Raw genomic sequence first — 21,098 nt, 5'->3', positions numbered from 1 at the left:
GCCCGGTTCGTCCGGACATGGCCCCTTCGTCTAGCGGTCTAGGACGCGGCCCTTTCACGGCTGAAACACGGGTTCGATTCCCGTAGGGGTCACCAACACGCAGATTTCTGCGGGTCATAACGATTGCCTTATATGGGTTTTGCTCCACAAATGGCATGATTCCCCCGGTCATGCGCCTGGCTACGCCGCGTAGGCCGGGATACAGTGTATCGGCGCTTTCCATTCAAGCTTGTCTTGTTCGGCAGCGCGATCCGACAGGTACGGGAAGATACGAACAAGCGCTTCGCGGACTTCTCGATCAGCAGCCGGGGGAACGCCCTGGAATGTCTGTACGCAGCGATGCGGTGGCTCTATGACGTCAATCTTGAACCCCGGCTGATCGCCTACAGAAGGATCGCCTTCAGTGAAGCAGCGGTCGTGGGTAAAGGTCTCGCCCAGGAACCGAGCCCGATTTCTGACAGTCTGATCGAGCTCATTTCCGAAGCGCAGGTCGATGGCCTGCTGCTCCCGGCCGATCCCGCCAAGATTCTGCGATTGCTGTTCGACGCCGTCATCATCGGCCGGGTCATGCGCGCGATGTCAGTGACCGGTGACGAGGCGAATGTAGCGCTGCAAGAACAGGAATTCCAAAACAACTGGGCCATGCTGATAACGGGACTCGAGCCGCGCTGAAACTGATGTTCGTCAGGTTGATGACGGGCTGAAGGCGCACACGGTTTCACACGCCGAGACGGCCAGGTGTCCACCTTCTTAGCGTCGTCTTCGTTTGAGGAAGGCGCCGCCACAAGCACACGCCAGCATGGCCGAACCGGCAATCAGGAAAGCGTCGCTATAGGCGAGCAGCAGCGCATCGTGATGAACGATCCGGTTCATCAGCGCCAATGCCTGTTGCCGCAATCCAGCCACCTGGAGCCCGTGAAACGCTGATACGCGGTCAATCTGCTGGTGCGCGAAGGCGCGCACCATGCCGATCATGCGCTCATGGAACTCGGGCGAATAAGGGCTGACCGCTTCGCCGATCCGCGCCGCGTGAAGCTTCTCGCGCTCGACCACGAACTGCCCGGCCGCCGCGATGCCGATCGCGCCGCCGATATTGCGGACCGTGGAGAACAGCCCTGAAGCCGAGCCTATCTCCGACTTCTCCAGTCCGTCGACCGCCATCACACCCAGCGCAACGACGATGAACGACTGGCCAATCCCGCGCACCACCAGCGACGGCACGATCACGTTTGCCGCGGCATCCCCGTCGAGATGGATGTTCATCAGGCACCCTGCCGCCATGACGACGAAACCGAGGATGATGATCGTCTGCACGCTCGTCCATTTCATCAGCCGGGGTGTGGCGAAGGACATGACGAGCTGGATCAGGCCATAGGGGATCATCGTCAGGCCGATCTGCGCCGCATTGTAGCCATGTGCCTCCGCGAAATAATTGGGCACCAGAAAGACCACTCCGAACACGATCGCGCCGAAGGTGAATTGCATCAGGCTGGCCAGCCCGAAATTGTAACGGCCGAGGAGACGCAGGTTGATCAGCGGGTTCCGCCGGCGCAGCTGGATGATGACGAAGGCGATGAGGAACAGCGCGGCGATCGCCGTCATGACGACGATGTAGGAGGAGGCGAACCAGTCCTTGCGCCCGCCCTCCTCCAGCACGATCTGCAAGGAGGAGAGACCAACCGCCATGGCGACGATCCCGCTCCAGTCGCCACTACGCAGCTTCCTGAGCGACAGGGGGCTGCGCGGCGTGGCCCAGCCGATCGCCGCGAGCAACAGCAGGCCGGGCGGGACCTGAAGATAGAATATCCAGCGCCAGCTATAGGCATCGGTCAGCCAGCCGCCGAGCGAGGGCCCGGCCGCCTGCGCGACATTGTTGGCGACCGCGAACAAGGCCATCCCGAACGGATGCCTGGACGGGGGCAATTCGGTGACGATGATCTGGAACGACAAGGGAATCAGTACGCCCCCGAACGCTCCTTGCAGCGCGCGGGCGACGATCATCGTGTTGATATCGGGGGCAAGCGAACAGGCGATTGAGAACAGGACGAAGCCGCCGGTCCCGACCATCAGCACGCGCCGCGTCGAAAAAACCGACACCAGCCAGCCGGTCATCGGGATGACGATGATCTCCGCGACCAGATAGGCGGTGGTGATCCATGATCCCTCCTCGAACGACGCGCCGAGCGATCCGCGGACATCAGGCAACGAGGCATTGGTGACATGGACGTTCATGCCCGCCATGAAGCATCCGACGACGCCCCCCAGCACCGCGACCCAGGCGCGGAGTGACACATGATCGGGGTTCGCGGCCACTTGCGCCTGCGTCGCCATTAGCGGTTGCCGCGCGTGTCGACGATGGTCTCCACCGACATGCCGGGGCGCAACCCGCCAGCTTGCGGCTGGCCCGCGTCGATACAGATGCGCAAAGGCATGCGCTGTACGATCTTGGTGAAATTGCCGGTGGCGTTGTCAGGCGGTAACAGCGAGAATTGCGCACCGGAGGCGGGCGCGAAACTGTCGACATGACCGTTGAGCGCAGCGCCGCCGAACGCATCGACCATGATCCGTACCGGCTGGCCGGGGCGGACTCGCGCGATCTGGGTTTCCTTGTAATTGGCGACGACAAATGCCGTCCCCGGCACCAGGGCCATCAGCGGCGTTCCCACCTCGGCATATTGGCCGGCGCGCACGACGCGTTGCCCGACCAGCCCGGCGACCGGCGCGCGGATCACCGTGCGATCGAGATCGAGCCGAGCGGCATCGAGCACTGCTTCCGACCGGCGCAGCGCGGCTTTCGCCTTGTCCAGATCAGCGGCGGCGGCGTGCCGTTCGGTTGCCAGCACCGGCAGGGCATCGCGCGACGTGGCGAGCTTTGCGCGTGCTTCGGCCAGGCCAGCGCCCGTACGGCCGGCATCGGCCTCGGCGGTTTCGAGCATCCGGGTGCTCGTGATCTGTTGGCGGGCGAGATCGGACTGGCGGCGATAGGCGAGCGCGGCGAGGTGAGCGTCAGCCACCCGTGCGGAGACCGCCGCGACATCCTGTGCGATCGCGCTGCGCTGCTGTGTCGATCGCGCGTCGAGATTGGCGATCCGCGCCGCCGCGGCGGATATATCCGCCCGTGCTGCCGCCACGGCGCCTTCCGCTTCAGTAACCCTGATGCGGTAGTCGCGATCATCGATCCGCGCGAGAATGTCGCCCGCGCGTACCCGCTGATTGTCGGCGACCGCAACAGAGACGATATTGCCCGCGACGCGCGGCGCGATCGCGACGACGTCAGCGCGCACATAGGCATTATCGGTCTCGATCAGGAAGCGGCCAACGCTCCACCAATGAAGCGCGAACCCGATGACGGCAAGCAGCGCCAGCGCGCCGGCCGCGACCAGCATGGGACGTCGCGATGGTCGGGCAGCGCCGGGGGCCTGAGTGTCGGAAGCAAGGTCAGCGGTCATGACGGGAATACTCGGGAAAAGGCACCGCCGTGGCGGCGCTGGATCTTTGGGGACGCGGCAGCGTAACGGCGGGGGCCTGTTCCCAGCCGCCGCCCAGCGTCTTGAACAACACGACCTGCGCGGCCGCGACTCGGGTCTCGGCATCGGCGAGCCCGGCCTGCGCGGCCGTTTCCGATCGATCGGCATCGAGCACCTCGAATGCCGTGGCATCTCCCGCCTTCCGCCGGGCGCGGACAAGCGCGGCAGCGCGCGACATGCGATCGGCGGCGACGCGTAGCTGCTCGCTGCGGCTGAGAAGGCTCGCATAGCCTGCCGCAGCCTGGTTCACCTCCTTGAGCGCGCGCAGGATCGCCGAGTCGAAAGCGGCCAGCGCCGCCGCTTCGCCCGCCCGCGCCCGACGGATCCGCGCACGGGCTGCGCTGAGGTTCGGAAAGCTCCACGATAGCAGCGGTCCGGCTCGCCATACGAAATTCTGCCGGGCACCGAGACCGTCGATCGAAGGAGAGGATGCGGCCGCCGTGCCGCCCAGCGACAGGCGCGGATAAAGATCGCCGACCGCGATGCCGATCCGCGCGGTGCTGGCGGTCAATGCCTGTTCGGCGGCGCGCAGATCGGGGCGACGACGCAGGAGCGCGGCACCGTCGCCGACCGGGATGACGATCGCCAGTTTGGGTGGCGCGCGGCATTCGGCCGCCGCGACGGGCATCTCAGTCGGAATATGGCCGGTGAGGACCGCGAGATCGGTCAATGCACGGTGACGCGATTCTTCCAGGGGAGGAAGCGCGGCCTCTGCCTGGGCGACCAGCGCCTCCGCCTGCAGCACATCGGCGGGCGTGCCGATGCCCGCCGCGCGCATCCGCTCGGCAAGCTCCCGGTCCTCCCGCGCTACGGCGAGCGATCGGCGAGCGATATCGGCCTGATGGGCGAAGCCGCATGCCGTCACCCAGCCCTCGGTCACGCCCGCCGCGATCGCGACCCGAACACCGTCCTGCATCGCCGCCGCCGCGCGCGCATCGGCTGAGGCCGCGCTGATCGTGGCGCGGAGCCGCCCGAACAGGTCGACCTCCCATGCGACGCCGATGCCCAGCCCAAAGCGCGAACCCGACCGGATTTGGTCGTCGCTCGTGGCCACGGCGGCAATCTGATCCTCCAGCGTGCTACCCGCGCCGGCGTCGGCCGATACGCCGGTCGTCGGCGTCCGCGCCCCGCGTGTTTCGCTCAGGCTTGCGCGAGCTTGCAGCAGGCGCGCCGCGGCGACCCGCAAATCGCGATTATTGGCCAGCGCCTCCTCGACCAGTGCGTCGAGCGACGGCTCATCGAACAGTTTCCACCATTGCGAGGCCGGCGCGTCGGGGTTCGTCGCGCCATCGTCTGCCAGCACCGCTGGCGCGGTTATCGTAGGGCGTGGCGGCCGGGATGGCCCCGTCGCGCATCCGGCAAGCCCGGACGCGGCGAGAAGGGATGCACAGACATTGCGGAACGGATGGCTCACGGCGCTTCCTGGCTAACGGAGCGGCGAGCATTACGACGCGTTCGCTTGTCCTTCTCTCTCGGTAATGACAATCATCGTCGCGATATGGACAGATTGCGTACCTATGAAGATTGCGAAGGCGCGCCGCGCCCGGTTTCGGCGCTGGCGAGCGACCATCCCGACGGCGATCATGTCGCGCCGCATTCTCATCCGCGCGCGCAGCTCATTCACACGCTGTCTGGGGTGATGACCGTGACCAGCCGTGCGGGAAGCTGGGTTGTGCCCGCCGGCCGCGCTGTGTGGATGCCGTCTCACGAGGAGCATGCGATCCAGATCGCGGGCCATGTCAGCATGCGGACGGTGTTCGTGCACGACGACGCCCGCGCCGGCCTGCCGCAATGTTGCGAGGTGTTGGAGGTGTCGCCGTTCCTACGCGAGGCAATCGTGGCGGCAACGTCTATCCCGCTCGATTATGCGACGGGCGGGCGCGACGCCCGGATCATGGAGCTGATCCTCGATGAGATCGAGGCGGCTCCACGCTTGTACCTGCACGTCCCGATGCCACGCGACCCGCGCCTTGCGCGCCTCTGTGCTCGGCTCATCGCCAATCCGGCCGGGCCCGCGACATTGGAGCGTCTCGGCGCAGACATCCATGTCAGCGGTCGGACGCTGGCACGGATGTTCCATCGCGAACTCGGCATGAGCTTCGGCGAATGGTTGCGGCGAATGCGGCTGCTGCTAAGCCTGCCCCGGCTCGCCGCCGGCGTGTCGGTGCTGGAGGTCGCGATGGAGCATGGGTATGACAGCCCAAGCGCCTTCGCCGCGATGTTCCGCAGGACGCTGGGCGTGTCCCCAACCGGATATTTTGATCGAGGCCAGCGGCCGCCCGATTGAGGAAACGCGGTCGGCTGCGGTCGCATTTGCGCGGTGGCGTGGCCGAACGGCCACCTTGGGCCGCCCGATCCCACACCTCGCTCATCGCAAAAAAGATCTCAGCCGAATTCCGCCTTCCATGTCGCGACGAAAACATCGCGATAGGCCGGCATGTCCGTATCGAATGGCCGGATCGGAGTCACACCATGCATCACCCGATGGTCGTCCAGAAGCACGGTGTCACCCGGCGCTGCCAGGGTGAAGCGGTCGATCTCCGGCCGGCCGGCAATCTGGATCTCGGTCACCCCTTCACCGGCGTTCACCCGATCGATCAGCATCACCAGCACCCAATCGACCCCGTCGCGATGCATTCCCTCAGGGGTCGGGCGACCCGGCTTCTGCGCCGTGGCCTCGATCCGGAACTGATGCAGCTCGACATGCCATTGAGTGACGAGGGAGCTTTCACCAGCTCCCTCGAAGCAGAGGGTGGCACCACGGAGCAAGCGCCGCATCATCTGGCTGTCGGGGATGGCGTCCTCCATCGACTCGAACCAGCGCTGAACGTCCCCATTCAGCTGATTATAGTCACGGCTCTGGAAATGAGGCTGGTGCGGCTTTCGCGTGATCGAGTCCGGGGTGATCGCCAATGCAGCGTGACGGCGTCGGCGATAGCGACCGCCATCGGCCATGTATCGATCGAGGCCGAGCCGATCCCACGATTCCGCGAAGCTCTTCCAGCTCGAATCCAAGGCAGGCGTCGGTAACCAGTCGATCGTTCCGGGCGCCGGACGAAGGAAGCCCTGCGCAGCAAGCTCCTCGGCCAGGCGAAGGTTGACCTCGCTTCCAATGTTCACCGACCGTAGGGGCACAGCGCAATCACCACCTCAACAACTGCTCCGGTAGCGAAGCAATATGTCCATCATATAAGGGTTCGTGCGGCCAGATCATGGCCAGCGGCATCGCGAGTTCCCGCCTCCGCGCTCGAAAGTTGCGGCCCCGGGCCAGCCGGAGAATCTCGTTCTGGCTTCTGCTCTCCAGTCGCCCTCAGCCTTTCAGATCAGTTTCGCATTCTCGAGGAGCTCCTCGACATAACTACCCTTGACCTTCGCAAGCGCGACCTTTTCGATCATGCGCGCGACGAACGGCAGCTTCAGCTCGTCGAGTGGCCTGCGATCGTTCAGGTAATAAAGAGCGTCCAGCAGCACGCGAACATCGAACGACGAGGCGAACACTTCCGGCACACCGCGATCGACGCCCACCAGAGTGTAGACCGCCTCCATCGCGGTGCGCACCGAATATTCGGTGGTGAACACGGTGTCGCGCTCGGTCTCGGCAAAGTTGCCGATGAATGCCAGGTTTCTCGATGTCTCCGGCACCACCAGCGGCCGGTCTCCGACAGCGCGCGGCATGAAATAGGACGTGATATAGGGCATGTTGCAGGGGATCGTGCGCGCCGCGTTGCGCGCGAGATCGTCGATCTGCTCCTCCGGCACGCCGAGATGGTAGAGCCATTCAGCGCACAGTTCCGTGCCGGTGCATTGGCGGATCGGCTTTTTGACGTAGTCGCCGGGCTTGTCGGAAAACAGGCCGTACAGCCACACGACAAGATCCTTTTTCGGGTCCTGCGCCGCGAAATGCGGCTGCCTGCTCATCGAAAACCCGTAGAGCCAGCTTGAATCCTTGATGTTGCAAGGGCCACCGGTCACGATCCGGCCCGAGCGTGGATCGCGCCCGGTGATCCGTTCTATATAGGGGACGATGCGGTCGTCGGTCAGCGTGACCGTCGCTGAGATCGTCCAGTTCGCCTCGGGGATGTTTTCGCAGAACTTCTCCGGACGGCCAAATGCAGGATCCCGCGCGGCCAGTTTCTTCCATAGCGACCAGGCGCCCCCGCGATCGGTGACGACGGGCGCGGGCGTATCATTGTTGCCATAGGTCGAGCTTTCGGTGATCGAACCGTTGGTGACGAACACCAGGTCGGCAGGCGCCAGCTTGATCTTTCCGGCCTCGCCATCGACCGTGAGGTTGATCGCCGTCGCGACCTTTTCGCCGCCCGCGCTGGTGACCAGGATATCGTCGACCTGGGTGCCGTACTGGAAGGTCACGCCATGGTCCTTCAAATACGCGACCAGCGGCAGGATCAGCGATTCATACTGGTTGTAATGGGTGAAGCGTAGCGAGCTGAGATCAGCGAGTGTCGATACGTGATGGACGAAGCGCAGGATGTAGCGCCGCATTTCGAGCGCGCTCGCCCAGGGCTCGAACGCGAACATCGTTGCCCAATAGAGCCAGAAGTTGGAGGCGAAGAATTCGCCGGTGAAGACCTCGTCGATGCGCTTGTCGTCGAGGTCCTGCTCCCGCATCATGGCAAGCCCGATCAGTTCCTCCACCGCCTTGGGCGTTAGAGTCAGGTCAGGCAGCTGGTCGATCGGTTCACCGCGCTTCTGGATCGCGCGGCACGGGTTGGTCGACGGGTCGCTCTTGTGCAGCCAGTACATCTCGTCAAGCACCGAGGCGTCAGGCGTCTGAAGCGACGGGATCGAGCGGAACAGATCCCACAGGGTTTCGAAATGCGCCTCCATCTCGCGTCCGCCGCGAATGATGAACCCTTTATGCTCGTCGAGAATACCGTCCATGCTGCCGCCTGGCAGGGGGAGTTCCTCGAAGATCGTGATCGCGCTGCCCGGCATCTGCGCGTCCCGGACCAGGAAGGCCGCGCCCGCAAGCGATGCCAGACCGGACCCCACGAAAAAGGCCCGGCGGCCGTCGATACCCTCCGGCTTGAGAGGCCGGGCAAAAGCCTCGAAATTGCCGCTGGACCTGTACATGACAAAACCCCTTCGCAAGATCGACCCGGTTCAACGCAAGATGGTTCTAGCACGAATCCGTGACGAAACTGCCCATCGATCAAGCACCGGGACAGCGAAATCGCTTTCCGCAACCGAGCCTGCGGGTAGGCGCGCCAGCGTCGGGATCGTCTGATTTAGTCGCTCACGTCGCGCCCCGCGCTGTCGATGAAGTCCGCGACAACATCAGACTGCGAGACATAGACCGCATGGCTGCCCGCCCGATCGATCGTCTTCGCGACGGCGCGGTTCGCCATCATGCCTTGGGCGGGAACGGGGATCGTGTGATTACCAGCCTCGGTGATGACCGCGCCGCCATAGGAATGGCCGACCAGGATTACGTCGCTTTCGGCCGCGTCGATCACCCGCTTCGTCATGGTGACATCGTCTTTAAGGGAAATGGTGGGGCTCTGGATCAGCTTGAGCGTTTCATGAAACCATTGCCTGAACACGAGAAGGCCGGAGAAAAACTGTCCATGCGCGGCAAGCCGGTCTAAGTGATGCGCGCACTTTTCCCAAAAAGTGCACGATCCGCCCCGTGACAGGTGCGCGGCGGTGTCCACCATTCGAGCCAGACCATGTCCGATCACCTGAAGATTCTGCTTCAATATCTGCTGCCCAAGCAGCGCCTGACCATTTTCGCCGGCCGGATCGCTGGAGCGCAGGGAAGCGCGATGACGCTCCCGCTGATCCGCTGGTTCGTTCGCAAGTACGGCGTCGATATGACCGAAGCCGAGAATCCGGACATCGCCAGCTATAGCAGCTTCAATGAGTTCTTCACCCGCCCGCTCAAGACGGGTGTCAGGCCCCTGGCCGCGGCTGATTTCATCTGCCCGGTGGACGGCGCGATCAGCCAGTTCGGCACCATTGATGACGACCAGATACTGCAGGCCAAGGGCCATCGCTTCACCACTACCGAGCTGGTCGGCGGCGACACGAGCCTGGCAGCCCTGTTTCGTCATGGCAGTTTTGCCAATCTTTACCTGTCGCCCAGGGACTACCACCGCCTGCACATGCCCTGTGACGGCACGCTGACGCGCATGATCTATGTGCCGGGCGCTTTGTTCTCTGTGAACCCAACCACGGCGCGCGGCGTGCCGAAGCTTTTCGCGCGCAACGAGCGCGTGGTCTGTGTGTTCGAATCCCGGGAATATGGCCCGTTTGTGATGGTGCTGGTGGGCGCGACCATCGTCGGCAGCATGGCGACCGTCTGGCACGGCGTGGTCAATCCGAAGCGCACCGGCAAGGTTGCCGAGTGGGCCTATGCCGATCAGGACATCGTGCTGAAGAAGGGCCAGGAAATGGGCCGCTTCCTTCTCGGCTCGACGATCGTGATGCTGTTCAGGCAGGGCACCGTCGCCTTCAGCAAGGACTGGGCGCCCGAACGGCCAGTGCGCCTCGGCGAGATGATGGGCAACAGCCCGGGCTGAGCATCTTCCGGCACCGCGTGCGAGGCGCGTAATGCTGGCACGACTTCATCGTGCCATGAGTGGATCAACGGATCGTGATCGGGAGATCGCGCCCGGTCGATGCGACGTTCCCGGCCCGGTCGGCAGCGTAGATGCGGATAGTATAGTTACCTGGAGAGACATCAGCCGGGTTCCAGCCACCCTGCGACGCATGACCGTGCCGTACCATGTTAGTGACGACGTAGAGAAAGCGTGTCCGCTGGTCGCTGTGCACGGTATCGCCGCTGGCCGGGGCATAGGCGATTTTCACGGCGTCGGCCGCAGTCGGCATGCGGTCGAATTCGAGCGTGATGCGCGGCTGCTCGTACCCACGTACCGGTGTGCCGTCGGCCTTCAGTATCTGGAATCCCGCCTTGTACAGGCCGAGGCGACGGCGTGCGGCGTTGCCATCGACCTGATCCCAGGCTTCGACGACGATGGCGACGGTGCCACCAGCGGCAGGAACGACGATCCGGCCATTCTGCATCCCGGTCAGGCGCTGGCCTGCGGCATCGAGGACATGCACGTCATCGATATGCGGTGCGACCCGATCGGTGAAACCGGGAAAATGCAGCAGCAGCGCGTTGACCTTGGCGCGCGGGGGCCCGAGTTCGAGATGGACATGCGCCATGCGGTTGATCGTGCCGAGCGGATCGCCGACGCGGAAACGGGTGCCACGCTTGACCCGTACGCGGGTGACATGGCCCCCGAGATCGCGGATCACCTGGAAGCGGGCGGGATCAAGCGGCGCGCCCGTCGGTGTGCGGCCGACGCGCATATGGATATAGGTGACCTGGTCGATGCGCAGGCCTTCGCTCAGCCCTTCCACGTCCCAGTTGGGCAGCGGATCCTGCACCGTCTCGTTCGCTGAGGCGAGTACCTGCTCTCCTACCGGTGCGCTGATATCGAGGCCGGCATGAAGGTGATCGCGGCTCTCGCCCTGATAATTGCCACGCACCTCGCCCATGTCGCCAACCACCTCGTGCCAGCCATATTGCGGTTTGACTGGCCACGGGAACACCCGCGCGCGGACGAGGGCCGGCGGTGCGGGTTCAAGCGCAGCCACCATGACGGGGGCACCGGCGCGGTGCGGCGTGAGCTTGCGGATCGCATAGGCCGAGGCGTCGGCGACGTAGAGCGCTCCCGCCCGATCGATCGCCAGGCCGGCCGGCCCGGTCAGCGGCAGCGCGGCGTTGCCGCCGATCGCGGCCCCCGGCCCGGCCAGTACGCGCAGTTCACCCGTGGGCGACATCTGCACGATGCGCGCGCGGCGGAAAGACACGATGTACAGGAACCCGTCCCAGGTCGGCGCCAGCGCGATCGGCGCCTTCAGCAGGCCCGCCCCGTCGCCCGGATCCGTTCTGGCGACGGTCGAGACAAGGCCATCCTTGTCGATCTTGCGGATCGCATCGTTGCCGGTATCGGCGACCAACAGCGCGCCGTGGCGGTCGATCGCGAGGCCGCCAGGTGTATCGAAAGCAGCGGCCGCACCCTGGCCGTCAGCGAAACCCGGTGAATCGCCGCCCGCGAGCGTCCGCACCTGGCCATCCGGCGTGATAAGGCGGATCCGGTCATTATAGCTGTCAGCGACATAGACATTGCCCTTCCCGTCCGCCGCCACCCCGATCGGCCCGTTGAAGCGCGCCTGCGCCGCCACACCGTCGCGGAGCCCCGCCACCCCATCCCCCGCGAGGGTGGTCACGGCCCCGGTGGAGCTGATCATGCGGATCGCGTTGGCTCCCGTATCCGCGACGATGACATTGCCCGCGGTGTCTAGGGCGATGCCGGACGGCGTGTCGAACGATCCAGGCAAGGTCGTGACGGTGCCGTCAGCGTCGATCTTGCGGATGCGGTTGGTGTCGCCGGCATCAGCTACATAAAGCGCCCCTGACGCGTCGGCCGCGACCGCGAACGGATCGCTGAAGCGCGCACCGGCCAGCGCGCCATCGGCATGGCCCCGAACGCCGTCTCCCGCCACGGTCGCGAAGTCAGCCTGCCAGCCGAATTTGGTTGGAGCAGGCGCGAACCAGCCCAGACTCAGCAATAGCCAGACACCTCCTCCCACCGCAGCCAGAACGAGGAGCGTGGCCAGAATGGCGATTCTGCGGGGAGATTTCCTGAACATCAAACGCGCCTTAGGAGCAATACGAAGCCATCTCGACAGAGGACTGCGGAGCAAATGCGGTGCTCGCTAAGAGCTTTTGCCCATATGCGCCATGGAATTGAGATGCTCCTGTCGCACCGGGCAGCCTGGGAAGAGGCGCAGGCGACTGGAGATCAATAGGAAAAGTTGAGCGTCGCGCGAAGGGCGCGGCCGAACTCAGGCCTGGCGAGGAAATAGCTGGTGCCCATGCCGCCGGCGTCGAACGATCCGGCTCGCGGATTGCCTTCGGTGAGACCGAGCGTGTTGGTGACATTGGTCGCGTGCAACGCGAGCGTCAGGTGATCGCTGATTCTGGCGTTCATATCGATATTGACGAGCGAGAAGGACGGCAGCCGTTGCGTATTCGCGATATCGGCGAAGCGATCGGAATAGTGCACGAATTCAGGCGCGATGCGTAGCCCGCCGGCAAAGAGGTTGAGGCTTGGCGTGGCGCGCAGGGACAATTTCGGCACGCGGATCAACCGATTGCCGGTGACGTTGCGCGTGACCGGCAAGCCCCCGACCAGTTCGACATAGCTGAAATTGCGATAGCGCGGATCCTGGAGCGTTGCCTGCAGGTCAAGCTGCAGAGGTCCCGGCAGATCCGCATGGCCGGCAAGTTCGAGTCCGACAGTGGATGTATCGGCGATCGAGGTGCGGTCGACATAGGTATTGGACACCGGATCGAAGCGATAGTCGGTGAACGGCAATCGCGCGAAATGACTCTTGTAGGCGACGGCCGACAGATTCCAGTGTCGGCGCCTGATGATGAGGCCCGCCTCCGCCATCGTGATCGGGACAATCGCCTCGTCGGTTCGGTTCGGTGACCCGATGAACTCGGTCGCGCTCGGCAGCCTGGCGGTGCGCGCGAACCGCAGGAACAGGCCGGTGCCCGAGCCGGGGTTGAAGTTGACCCCGGCCGTCCAGCTGAGACCGGAGAAAGTGCGGCGGATTGGCGTGATCTTGCCATTGCCGGTCAGGACCGCATCGTCGGCCAGCGTCGCCGGATCGCCCAGGTTCACAGGGGAGTTGCCTTCGACACCGCCGCCGATCCGAATCCGCTCCCAGCGTCCGCCCAGGTCGATGCGCCAATGGGGCGCCAGCTTCCATTCGTCAGCCAAGTACAGCGCGATGTTCGAGGACCGCAGATCGACCCGGTCGAACAGCGAGCCATAGCGGATGAACCCGTTGTCGGTCAGCGCACCGACTTGCCGGCCACCGGCATCAAGGGCGACGACGTCGAGCCGCCGCGCCTGGCTGCGCACATCGAGCAACACGGTTCCCATCGTCCGGTCGAAGCCGAGGCTGGCATGATCATAGGTCAAGCCAAGCGCCAGGTCGTGATGCCCCCATCGATCGACACTGCGCGTGAGCCGGACATCGCCGACGAATTCGCGCATCGGCATCCGTACCGACAGCAGGTTGGCGCCGACGACCAGCCCGTTACCGTTGCTGTCGGGCAGGAACGGTTGACCGGTGTCGGCGTAGCGGATCTGCGTCGCCGACGTGCCCGGAAAGGCCGCCGCCACTTGTTGTCCAACGCTATCGAGATAGATACTTCCGGACGTCGGCCGACCGATCGGGAACAGCCCGTTCCTGACCGTGCTGCCGGTTCGCAGCCGCGCCTTGACCTCAAGCGCGCTCAACCCGCCGAGCGGGAGCCGTCCGGTCATCGTGTAGAAGGTGACCCGGCTGTGCGTGCCCTGCGACAGGTCGAAATCGCGCTGGCCCGTAGCGGTCTTGAACGGGACATGGAGATTGTCCGGCCCGGCCAGCGTGCCGGACAGCGGATCGAAGCCGGGAATGCCGTGGACGTCGCCCCGGGCATCGAACTGGAGAGGAACGGGCAGATAGAGAATGACACGGTCGTCCAGCCGCTTGACGTTGAACGACAGACGAACCCGACCATTGTCGTAATCGATGCCGGCGCGGAGCTGTCCGCCCTGGTCGGCGAGATAGCCAGGATCGCGCAGGCCATCGTCGCGCCGATAGAATCCCCCCAGCGAAACCCCGAGGTTCGGCGCAATCCGCACACCGGCGAATCCGTCGATTCGGCCATAGCCGAAGCTGCCGCCGGTCGCTGAAAAGAGATATCCCGGAGTACGCAATCCGTTCCGGGTGAGGAAGTTGACGCTGCCGCCCGGGGCGTTGGCCATGAAGATCGCCGAGGGGCCGCCGCGCACCGCTTCCACCCGCTCGACCGTCGGATCGGCCCGATATATCTGGTCGGTATTCAGATAGCCGAGACCGCCGTCATATTGCACCGGCAGCCCATCCTCGAGCAGCGCCACCGAGGAATAACCATCGGTCGGAATGCCCCGAGATCGGACATTGTTGCTTGCCTCCCCCCCGGTCGATTCGACCCAGAAGCCGGGAATCCGGGTGAACAGTTCAGCCGTGGACTGAGGTCCTTGGCGTGCCAGCGTGGCAGCATCGATATGCGTGACCGCGTAGCTCAGTTCGGCCTCCGCGAGCGGCGCGCCGACGGCGCGCCCGGTCACCACGATTTCCGGCGGAGGCGGTGAGGGCCGTTCGGGAACAGACGAAGGCGCGGGCAGCGGGACGTCAAGGCGCTTGACCCTCCGGGCGAATGGTGAGGGAACACCCGCGCGCAGGGTGACGACCTGATCAGTGAAGCGGGCGATCTCGAGCCCGCTCCCGCGCAACAACCGGTCGAGCGCTTCGCGAACCGGCATCCGGCCGCGCAGCGCCACGTTGCGACCCGCCGTAGCGACCCCGTAGGGATAGAGTATCTGAACCCCGGCCTGACGCGCGAACTGGTCCAGCGCTGCCGAAAGTCCCTGCGCGGGGATGTCGAACAGGGCCGACCGCCCTCCCTGCCCCGCCTGGGCCGGCGCGGGGGCGATCATCGCCATGCCGCCCAGAAGACCAGCCGCGAACCGGGCGGCGGGTTTGGAAGCACGGTGGTTCGATGGCCCGAAGGAGCGACGAAGGCCGTGAGTCAGACACATGATCCGTCACTGGCGCCCATGCGCGACAGCTTCATGTCACGACGGCCCTGCACGCGCATCGTCCGGGTCGGCCGTCAGCCGCGGCGGCGGAAAAGCTGGATCTGATTGCCCTGCTGGCGATGGTCGATGTCGAATCCGTCGCGAAGGGCGAGCAGGAAGCCATCGGGATTGTCGATCTGAAATTCGCCGCCGAGCCGCGTGCCGGCGAGGTCCGCCTGTTGCAGCACGATCTTGTCGGGAAGATAGCGATTGAACTCGACGATCGCCCGATCGAGCGGCATGCCGTTGAAGACGATCTTGCCATCCTCCCAGGCAGTCGCGGCCACGATGGCGTCCAGTGACCACGCAGAGACCCGCGCCGCACCGTCGCTGACCGTCAGCGCGCTGCCGGCATGGACCGTCCCGGCGGGCGTGCCGCCATAGGCAGCCTCGGCCCTCCCGGCGACAACCAGAAGCTCGCCGCCGCCGGGCTCGATCCGGAACGTGAACTTCCCGGCGCCAAGGCGCGCATCGATCGGATCGCTGTATACGCGAAACGGTCTGGTTGTCTCGCGAATGAGCAGAGCCGCCTCACCTCGCTCGATCCAGAATTCGGGCCCGTTCTCGAAACGCCAGGCGACGCGCGTATCGGTATTGAGCATCGCGTGGTTGCCGTCGGGCAAGCGGATGGTCCGGCGCTCGCCAACGGCGGTCGAGGCGAATGCCCTGCGCGGCCACACCAGCATGGCGCCGGCTCCGCCAAGACCGAGCATGGCAGCGACCGCGCCCCCCGCAACGGCACGGCGCGTCCAGGTGCTTGGTGCTGCCCGATCGGGCTCGGGCGGCGGACCAGCTTCGGCGGGCTCGTCGAGCAGCGCGGCGAGGCGCGGATCGGCGGTTCGCCGCCACGTCGCGGCGACCTGGGCAAAGGCAGCGGCATGCCGAGGATCAGCAGTGCGCCAGGCATCGAACGCCTGCTCGTCGGCGGTGCCGCAATCGAGCGCCACCAGCCAGTTGATCGCCTGCTCGCTCAGCCCTGCTCCAGCCTTTCCTTCCTCTCCCATGCGGGTATTCGCTCCGTCTTCGCCTGCGCTTCCTGCCGGTTCAGCCTCTGCGTCAACAGGCGAAGGGCCTTGATAAGGTGTGTCTCCACCGTGGAGACGGAGATCTTCATTCTTTCCGCTACTTGAGCCGGGGGCAAGCCCTCAATTCTCCGGAGAACCATTGCCTCGCGCATGCGCGGCGGCATTTCCTCCAATATCTGGGCGACCCGGCGCAGTTCGGACCGGTCCATCGCCACGACGTCGGGAGTCGGTTCCTGATCGGCGACTTCGAGCGTGTGCAGGATCGCGCTCCGGTCGAGCCGGACGACCTCGGCGCGACGAAAGCGTTCGATCGCAAGGTTGCGGACGATCCGCAGGGTGAAGGCGTGAGGATTGGCGATCGAGGCCCAGTCTTCGAGCGCGAACAGCCGCGCATAGGCTTCCTGCACCAGTTCCTCCGCCTCTTCCGCCTGCCGGACAAGGCTGATCGCGTAGCGGCGCGTCTGATGGTGGTAAGCGAAGACATGATCGGCGAACCATATGTCGATGTCGCGCAGCCATGCCATGTCGTCGCCGCTCCATCCGAAATGCCGAACCGGGACTGCGCCTAAAGGCCGGGTGTGACAGCCGGTTGACAGTTCGCTTCCGGCCGGGGCCGCATCAGGCGGCCTGCCATCGCCACACCGAAAAAATTTCCGCGACCGATAGCGGAAACCACCGCCTGCCCCGTCTGCGCGGCGAAGCACAAACGAACGCCTTTCACCGACGCGCAACCGCGCGCCGGAACGACCGGACGCGCGTCTCTCGGGTCCGGAAAACCGCCAGAGACATCAACCGAAGGGGAAAATCATGAAGCCGTACCTGATGACATCGTCGCTGCTCGCCCTGCTATGCGCCGGGACGGCCCCCGCATGGGCGCAGGACAGCCAATCCCAGACGCATGACCAGCAGCCTGATACGCAGCCCGCGCAAGGCGGCGAAGCCAGCGACATCATCGTCACCGGCCGCGCCGGCACCGGCCAGCGGACCAAGGCCGAGATGAGCTATTCGGTCACGCGAATCGACGAGGAAACGCTGCGCCTCCAGGCACCGACCAGCGTCACCGAGGCACTGAAGTCTGTCCCCGGATTCTGGGTCGAATCCTCCGGCGGCGAGGCAAGCGGCAACGTCCGTGCGCGCGGCGTGCCGGTCGACGGCTTCGGCTCGATCCAGCTGCTGGAGGACGGCATCCCGGTCCAGCACGATCCCGCGCTCGGCTATCTGAACGGCGACCAGGTATTCCGCCTGGACGAGACGATCGAGCGGATCGAAGTGGTGCGTGGCGGCCCCGCGTCGCTCTTCTATTCGAATGCGCCAGCTGGCGCGGTCAACTTCATCCCGCGCAAGGTGGGCGACAAGGCGGAAGGCCTCGTCAAGGCCTCGTTGGGCGCCGACAGCATGTACCGAATGGATTTCTGGGCCGGCGCGCCGATCGGCGACTGGAAGCTCGCACTGGGCGGCTTCTATCGCTCCGAGGGCGGCGTGCGCGATCCCGGCTTCACCGCCAATCGCGGCGGCCAGATCCGCGCCACCGTGTCGCGCGAATGGGAGCGCGCCAAGGTCAGCCTCGACGTGAAGCGGGTGGACGACATTGTCGGCTTCTACACCGGCATCCCGATGCGCACCTATGCGGACGGCAAGATCCGCGCCGTGCCCGGCTTCAGCGGCAATTACGGCACGGTCGCGGGGCCGGAGACGCAGCGGGTGCGGATGATCCAGGGCGATGGCGGCACCTATGATTTCGACAACAGCGTCGGCACCCAGGTGAAGCGCACCCAGATCACCGGCAAGTTCGAGTTCGAGCCCTGGGATGACTGGAAGATCTCCAACGTAACCCGCTACAACGACACCTGGACCCAGCGGAACGGCGTGTTCCCCAACACGCTGCAAAGCGCGTCGAGCCTGCTGACCCAGCAGGCCGGCCTGCTGGGCCAGGCGCCCGGCGCGACCGCGCTCCAGTTCCGCTATGCGACCTCACCCGGCCAGATCTTCGACACCGCCAACCAGAACGGCAACGGCCTGGTCATCGTCGGCGGCCTTCGCGGCCTGACGCTGCCGGTGAAGGAGTTCATGAACGACACCCACATCTCGCACCGCTTCGAGATGGGCTCGACCACCCACGACATTACCTTCGGCTATTATTTCGCGCATATCGACGAGGATTTCAGCCGCTATTCCTCGACCGCGCTGCTCGACGTGCGCAACAACAGCCGGCTGCTCGACCTGGTAGCGGTCGATGGCGCGGGCAATGTCCTCAAGACCTTCACCGACCATGGCATCTACAAATACGGCTATGAATGGGAGAATGCGCATGGCGAGCAGACGAGCCACGCACTCTACCTGGCCGACGAATGGCAGATCACGCCGAACCTGCGCATCGACGGCGGCGTGCGCTGGGAAACGATGCGCACGCGTGGCACGGTCGGACTGAAGAAGACGGTCAATCTCGGCACCCCGGCGACGTCGTCGATCCTCACCGGCAGCGGCGTCTATGCCAATTACGACAAGAACTATGCCCATGCGACCTGGACGCTGGGCGTCGATTATCAGTTCAGCAAGCATGCCGGCCTGTTCGCCCGCTACACATCGGCCAATCGCCTGCCGAGCCTGGGCAATTTCGTCACCAGCCCGACATCGACTCCCGTCATCCAGACGATGGACCTGGGCGAGATCGGCCTCAAATATTCAAGCCCGCTGATCGACGTTTATGCGACCGGTTTCTGGACCAAGTACAACAACGTCTCCTTCACCAACTATCGCTTCGACCTGAACGGTCCGGCGATCAGCGAGACGCGCTATGCCGACACCCAGACTTTCGGCCTGGAACTGGAGGGCACGGTGCGCCCGGTGCGCTGGTTCGACCTGTCGGCCACCGCGACGCTCGAGGACCCGCGCTACAAGGGCCTGACCTATGTCGATGCCTCGAAAAAGACCTTCGACTTCGACGGCAACCGCCTGATCCGCGTGCCGACGGTGAGCCTGCGCCTGGTGCCGGGCCTCAACCTGCTCGATGGCCGCATCCGCCTGCAGGGATCGTGGGAATATGAAGGCGCGCGCTATGTCGACACCGCCAATTCGGTGCGGCTGCCGGCCTATGGCACCATCAACCTGAGCGCTCGGTTCGACGTGTCCCGCAGCCTGTCGCTCTATGGCTATGTCGACAATCTCAACAACTCGCTGGGCCTGACCGAGGGCAATCCGCGCGCGGGCGAACTGCAGAACGCCGATGCGGGCGCCAACACCTTCATCGCGCGCCCGCTGATCGGGCGGAATTTCCGCGCGGCCGTGATGTATCGATTCTGACCATGAAAAAGCGTCTCGCGTCCGCCCTTCTCGCAACCCTCTTCCTGGCCGCGCCTGCCTTCGCGCGGGACGGCCGGGCGGGGCCATCGGAAAGGGCGGACGCGGGCACGCCCTGGCGCGTGCTCAAGGGCGAACTGACGCGCGCCAACTATGAGCGGTACACCGATGTCCCGTTCGACCTGCCCGCAGGGGTGTCGCGGATCACCATCCGCTTCACCTATGGCGGCAAGGAACAGCGTTCCGTCATCGACCTCGGGCTGCGCGACCCGCGGCGCTTCCGCGGCTGGAGCGGCGGCACGCGCGACCATATGACGCTCAGCACCGAGGATGCGACGCCGGGCTATCTCCCCGGTCCGCTGCCCGCCGGACGGTGGAACCTGATCCTCGGCGCCCCCAACATCCGCGAGGGCGCGCGGGCACCGTACGAAGCGCGGATCTTCATCGACCGCGCGCCGACCGTGACCGAGTTCGCCGACGCCCCGATCGCGGCGACGCCCGGCTGGTATCGCGGCGACCTGCACATGCACAGCGGCGACAGCGACGGCAGATGCAAGGCCCAGTCGGGCGCGAGCATCCCCTGCCCCGTCTATCGCACCGTCGAGGCGGCGGCGGCGCGCGGCCTGGATTTCATCGCACTAAGCGACCACAACACCACCGCGCACTACAATGCGCTGCGCGAATTGCAGGGTGCGTTCGACCGGCTTCTGCTGGTGCCGGGGCGCGAGATCACCACCTTCTGGGGCCATAGCAACGTCTTCGGCCCAACCGACTTCCTCGATTTCCGCATGACCGGCCCGACCTGGGACCAGGCGCGCCAATGGATCGACGCGGTTCATCGCGAAGGCGGAATCGTCTCGATCAACCATCCCGGCGCGCCATCCGGCGAGATCTGCATGGGCTGCGGCTGGCGCATCGATGGCCTGCCCGACGGCGCGGTGGATTCGGTCGAGGTGGTGAACGGCGGCACCATGCGGGAGACGCGATCGGCCGACAGCCAGTTCCAGGGGCTCGCTTACTGGACCGGGCTGCTGAATACAGGCCGGCACGTGACTGGCATCGGCGGCAGCGACAGCCATGAGGCCGATCGCCCGGCGAGCGAACCCGGCGCGATCGGTAGCCCGACCAGCGTCGTCCATATGCCCGAACTGTCGGTGCGCGGATTCCTCTCGGGCATCCGCTCGGGCCGGGTCTTCATCGACGTCGAGGGCACGAAGGACCGGTTGCTCGACCTGTCGGCATCCAGTGGCACGCAGCATGCCGATATGGGCCAGACGCTGCGCCCGCGCGCCGGCGAGGCCGTTCGCCTCTCCGTCGAAATCAAGGGCGTGCCGAGCGGAACGGTGCAGGTGATCGTCGATGGCAAGGCGGAGCCCGCCTATCGCGCGGCGTTCGACGCGAGCCATCCCGTCTCGATCGCGCCGTGGCACAGCGACGGGCACACCCATTGGATTCGGGCGGAGGTCCGCGACGACCGGGGGCGCCTGCTGCTGATCGGCAACCCGATCTATATCGCGGCGGCGGGATAGGGCGGC

General features: G+C 65.3%; 15 protein-coding genes and 1 tRNA gene. 6 read left to right on the top strand and 10 right to left on the bottom strand.

Features of this window, described 5'->3' with window-relative positions; genetic code table 11:
- The first annotated feature begins 19 nt into the window (after nt 1–19).
- Nucleotides 20–95, top strand: a tRNA-Glu gene (locus NDN01_RS02795).
- Between the two features lie 109 nt (nt 96–204).
- A complete protein-coding gene (locus NDN01_RS02790) occupies nt 205–672 on the top strand; it encodes a hypothetical protein (protein WP_272625653.1) in 468 nt (155 codons plus the stop codon).
- A gap of 78 nt (nt 673–750) precedes the next feature.
- Here the strand turns inward: NDN01_RS02790 and NDN01_RS02785 are convergent, their stop codons facing one another.
- The 3 genes from NDN01_RS02785 to NDN01_RS02775 are packed head-to-tail and all read right to left on the bottom strand — an operon-like array spanning nt 751 to nt 4,845.
- The gene (locus tag NDN01_RS02785) at nt 751–2,292 is read right to left on the bottom strand and encodes a DHA2 family efflux MFS transporter permease subunit (protein WP_272625651.1); all 1,542 of its coding nucleotides are present in this window, start codon (nt 2,290–2,292) and stop codon (nt 751–753) included.
- Nucleotides 2,293–2,330: 38 nt separating this feature from the next.
- A complete protein-coding gene (locus tag NDN01_RS02780; protein WP_272625649.1) occupies nt 2,331–3,449 on the bottom strand; it encodes an HlyD family secretion protein in 1,119 nt (372 codons plus the stop codon).
- On the bottom strand, nt 3,439–4,845 hold the full coding sequence (locus tag NDN01_RS02775; protein ID WP_443025279.1) for an efflux transporter outer membrane subunit: 1,407 nt from the start codon (nt 4,843–4,845) through the stop codon (nt 3,439–3,441). The genes NDN01_RS02780 and NDN01_RS02775 overlap by 11 nt, the downstream gene beginning before the upstream one ends.
- Nucleotides 4,846–5,034: 189 nt before the next feature.
- On the opposite strand from NDN01_RS02775, the gene NDN01_RS02770 reads away from it, so the two are divergent.
- Nucleotides 5,035–5,814 carry an AraC family transcriptional regulator gene (locus tag NDN01_RS02770; RefSeq protein WP_272625645.1) on the top strand — a complete coding sequence of 260 codons (780 nt, stop codon included), beginning with the start codon at nt 5,035–5,037 and terminating at the stop codon, nt 5,812–5,814.
- Nucleotides 5,815–5,912: 98 nt separating this feature from the next.
- Here the strand turns inward: NDN01_RS02770 and NDN01_RS02765 are convergent, their stop codons facing one another.
- From NDN01_RS02765 to NDN01_RS02755, 3 genes are all read right to left on the bottom strand, one after another.
- Nucleotides 5,913–6,647, bottom strand: a complete 735-nt coding sequence (locus tag NDN01_RS02765) for a 2OG-Fe dioxygenase family protein (protein WP_272625643.1) — start codon at nt 6,645–6,647, stop codon at nt 5,913–5,915.
- 198 nt (nt 6,648–6,845) lie between these two features.
- Nucleotides 6,846–8,621 carry an oleate hydratase gene (locus NDN01_RS02760; RefSeq protein WP_272625641.1) on the bottom strand — a complete coding sequence of 592 codons (1,776 nt, stop codon included), beginning with the start codon at nt 8,619–8,621 and terminating at the stop codon, nt 6,846–6,848.
- A 155-nt stretch (nt 8,622–8,776) separates the two neighbouring features.
- On the bottom strand, nt 8,777–9,205 hold the full coding sequence (locus NDN01_RS02755) for a hypothetical protein (RefSeq protein WP_272625639.1): 429 nt from the start codon (nt 9,203–9,205) through the stop codon (nt 8,777–8,779).
- Between the two features lie 12 nt (nt 9,206–9,217).
- On the opposite strand from NDN01_RS02755, the gene asd reads away from it, so the two are divergent.
- A complete protein-coding gene (asd, locus tag NDN01_RS02750) occupies nt 9,218–10,069 on the top strand; it encodes an archaetidylserine decarboxylase (RefSeq protein WP_272625637.1) in 852 nt (283 codons plus the stop codon).
- 64 nt (nt 10,070–10,133) lie between these two features.
- On the opposite strand, the gene NDN01_RS02745 is transcribed toward asd, so the two are convergent.
- The 4 genes from NDN01_RS02745 to NDN01_RS02730 all read right to left on the bottom strand — a co-directional run bounded on the left by NDN01_RS02745 (nt 10,134) and on the right by NDN01_RS02730 (nt 16,790).
- Nucleotides 10,134–12,212: a hypothetical protein gene (locus tag NDN01_RS02745; RefSeq protein ID WP_272625635.1), complete on the bottom strand. Its 2,079-nt coding sequence runs from the start codon at nt 12,210–12,212 to the stop codon at nt 10,134–10,136.
- 152 nt (nt 12,213–12,364) lie between these two features.
- A complete protein-coding gene (locus tag NDN01_RS02740) occupies nt 12,365–15,202 on the bottom strand; it encodes a TonB-dependent receptor domain-containing protein (protein ID WP_272625634.1) in 2,838 nt (945 codons plus the stop codon).
- A 74-nt stretch (nt 15,203–15,276) separates the two neighbouring features.
- On the bottom strand, nt 15,277–16,245 hold the full coding sequence (locus NDN01_RS02735; protein WP_272625633.1) for a FecR family protein: 969 nt from the start codon (nt 16,243–16,245) through the stop codon (nt 15,277–15,279).
- Complete coding sequence (locus tag NDN01_RS02730; protein ID WP_272625631.1) at nt 16,212–16,790, bottom strand: RNA polymerase sigma factor; 579 nt, start codon at nt 16,788–16,790, stop codon at nt 16,212–16,214. Before NDN01_RS02730 ends, NDN01_RS02735 begins: the two co-directional genes overlap by 34 nt.
- Nucleotides 16,791–17,073: 283 nt before the next feature.
- Here NDN01_RS02730 and NDN01_RS02725 point away from each other — a divergent pair, with 283 nt between their 5' ends.
- Together NDN01_RS02725 and NDN01_RS02720 are read left to right on the top strand one after the other, a co-directional pair.
- Nucleotides 17,074–19,566 (top strand): TonB-dependent receptor, encoded by a 2,493-nt coding sequence (locus NDN01_RS02725; protein WP_272625629.1) that lies wholly within the window; start codon nt 17,074–17,076, stop codon nt 19,564–19,566.
- Between the two features lie 2 nt (nt 19,567–19,568).
- The gene (locus tag NDN01_RS02720; RefSeq protein ID WP_272625628.1) at nt 19,569–21,092 is read left to right on the top strand and encodes a CehA/McbA family metallohydrolase; all 1,524 of its coding nucleotides are present in this window, start codon (nt 19,569–19,571) and stop codon (nt 21,090–21,092) included.
- Nucleotides 21,093–21,098: the final 6 nt, after the last annotated feature.

It is taken from the genome of Sphingomonas sp. QA11 (assembly GCF_028473665.1).
In the GTDB taxonomy this organism is placed as follows: domain Bacteria; phylum Pseudomonadota; class Alphaproteobacteria; order Sphingomonadales; family Sphingomonadaceae; genus Sphingomonas; species Sphingomonas phytovorans.
Note: the sequence above shows the minus strand (reverse complement) of the source record. Positions and strands in the feature narration are given on the sequence as shown.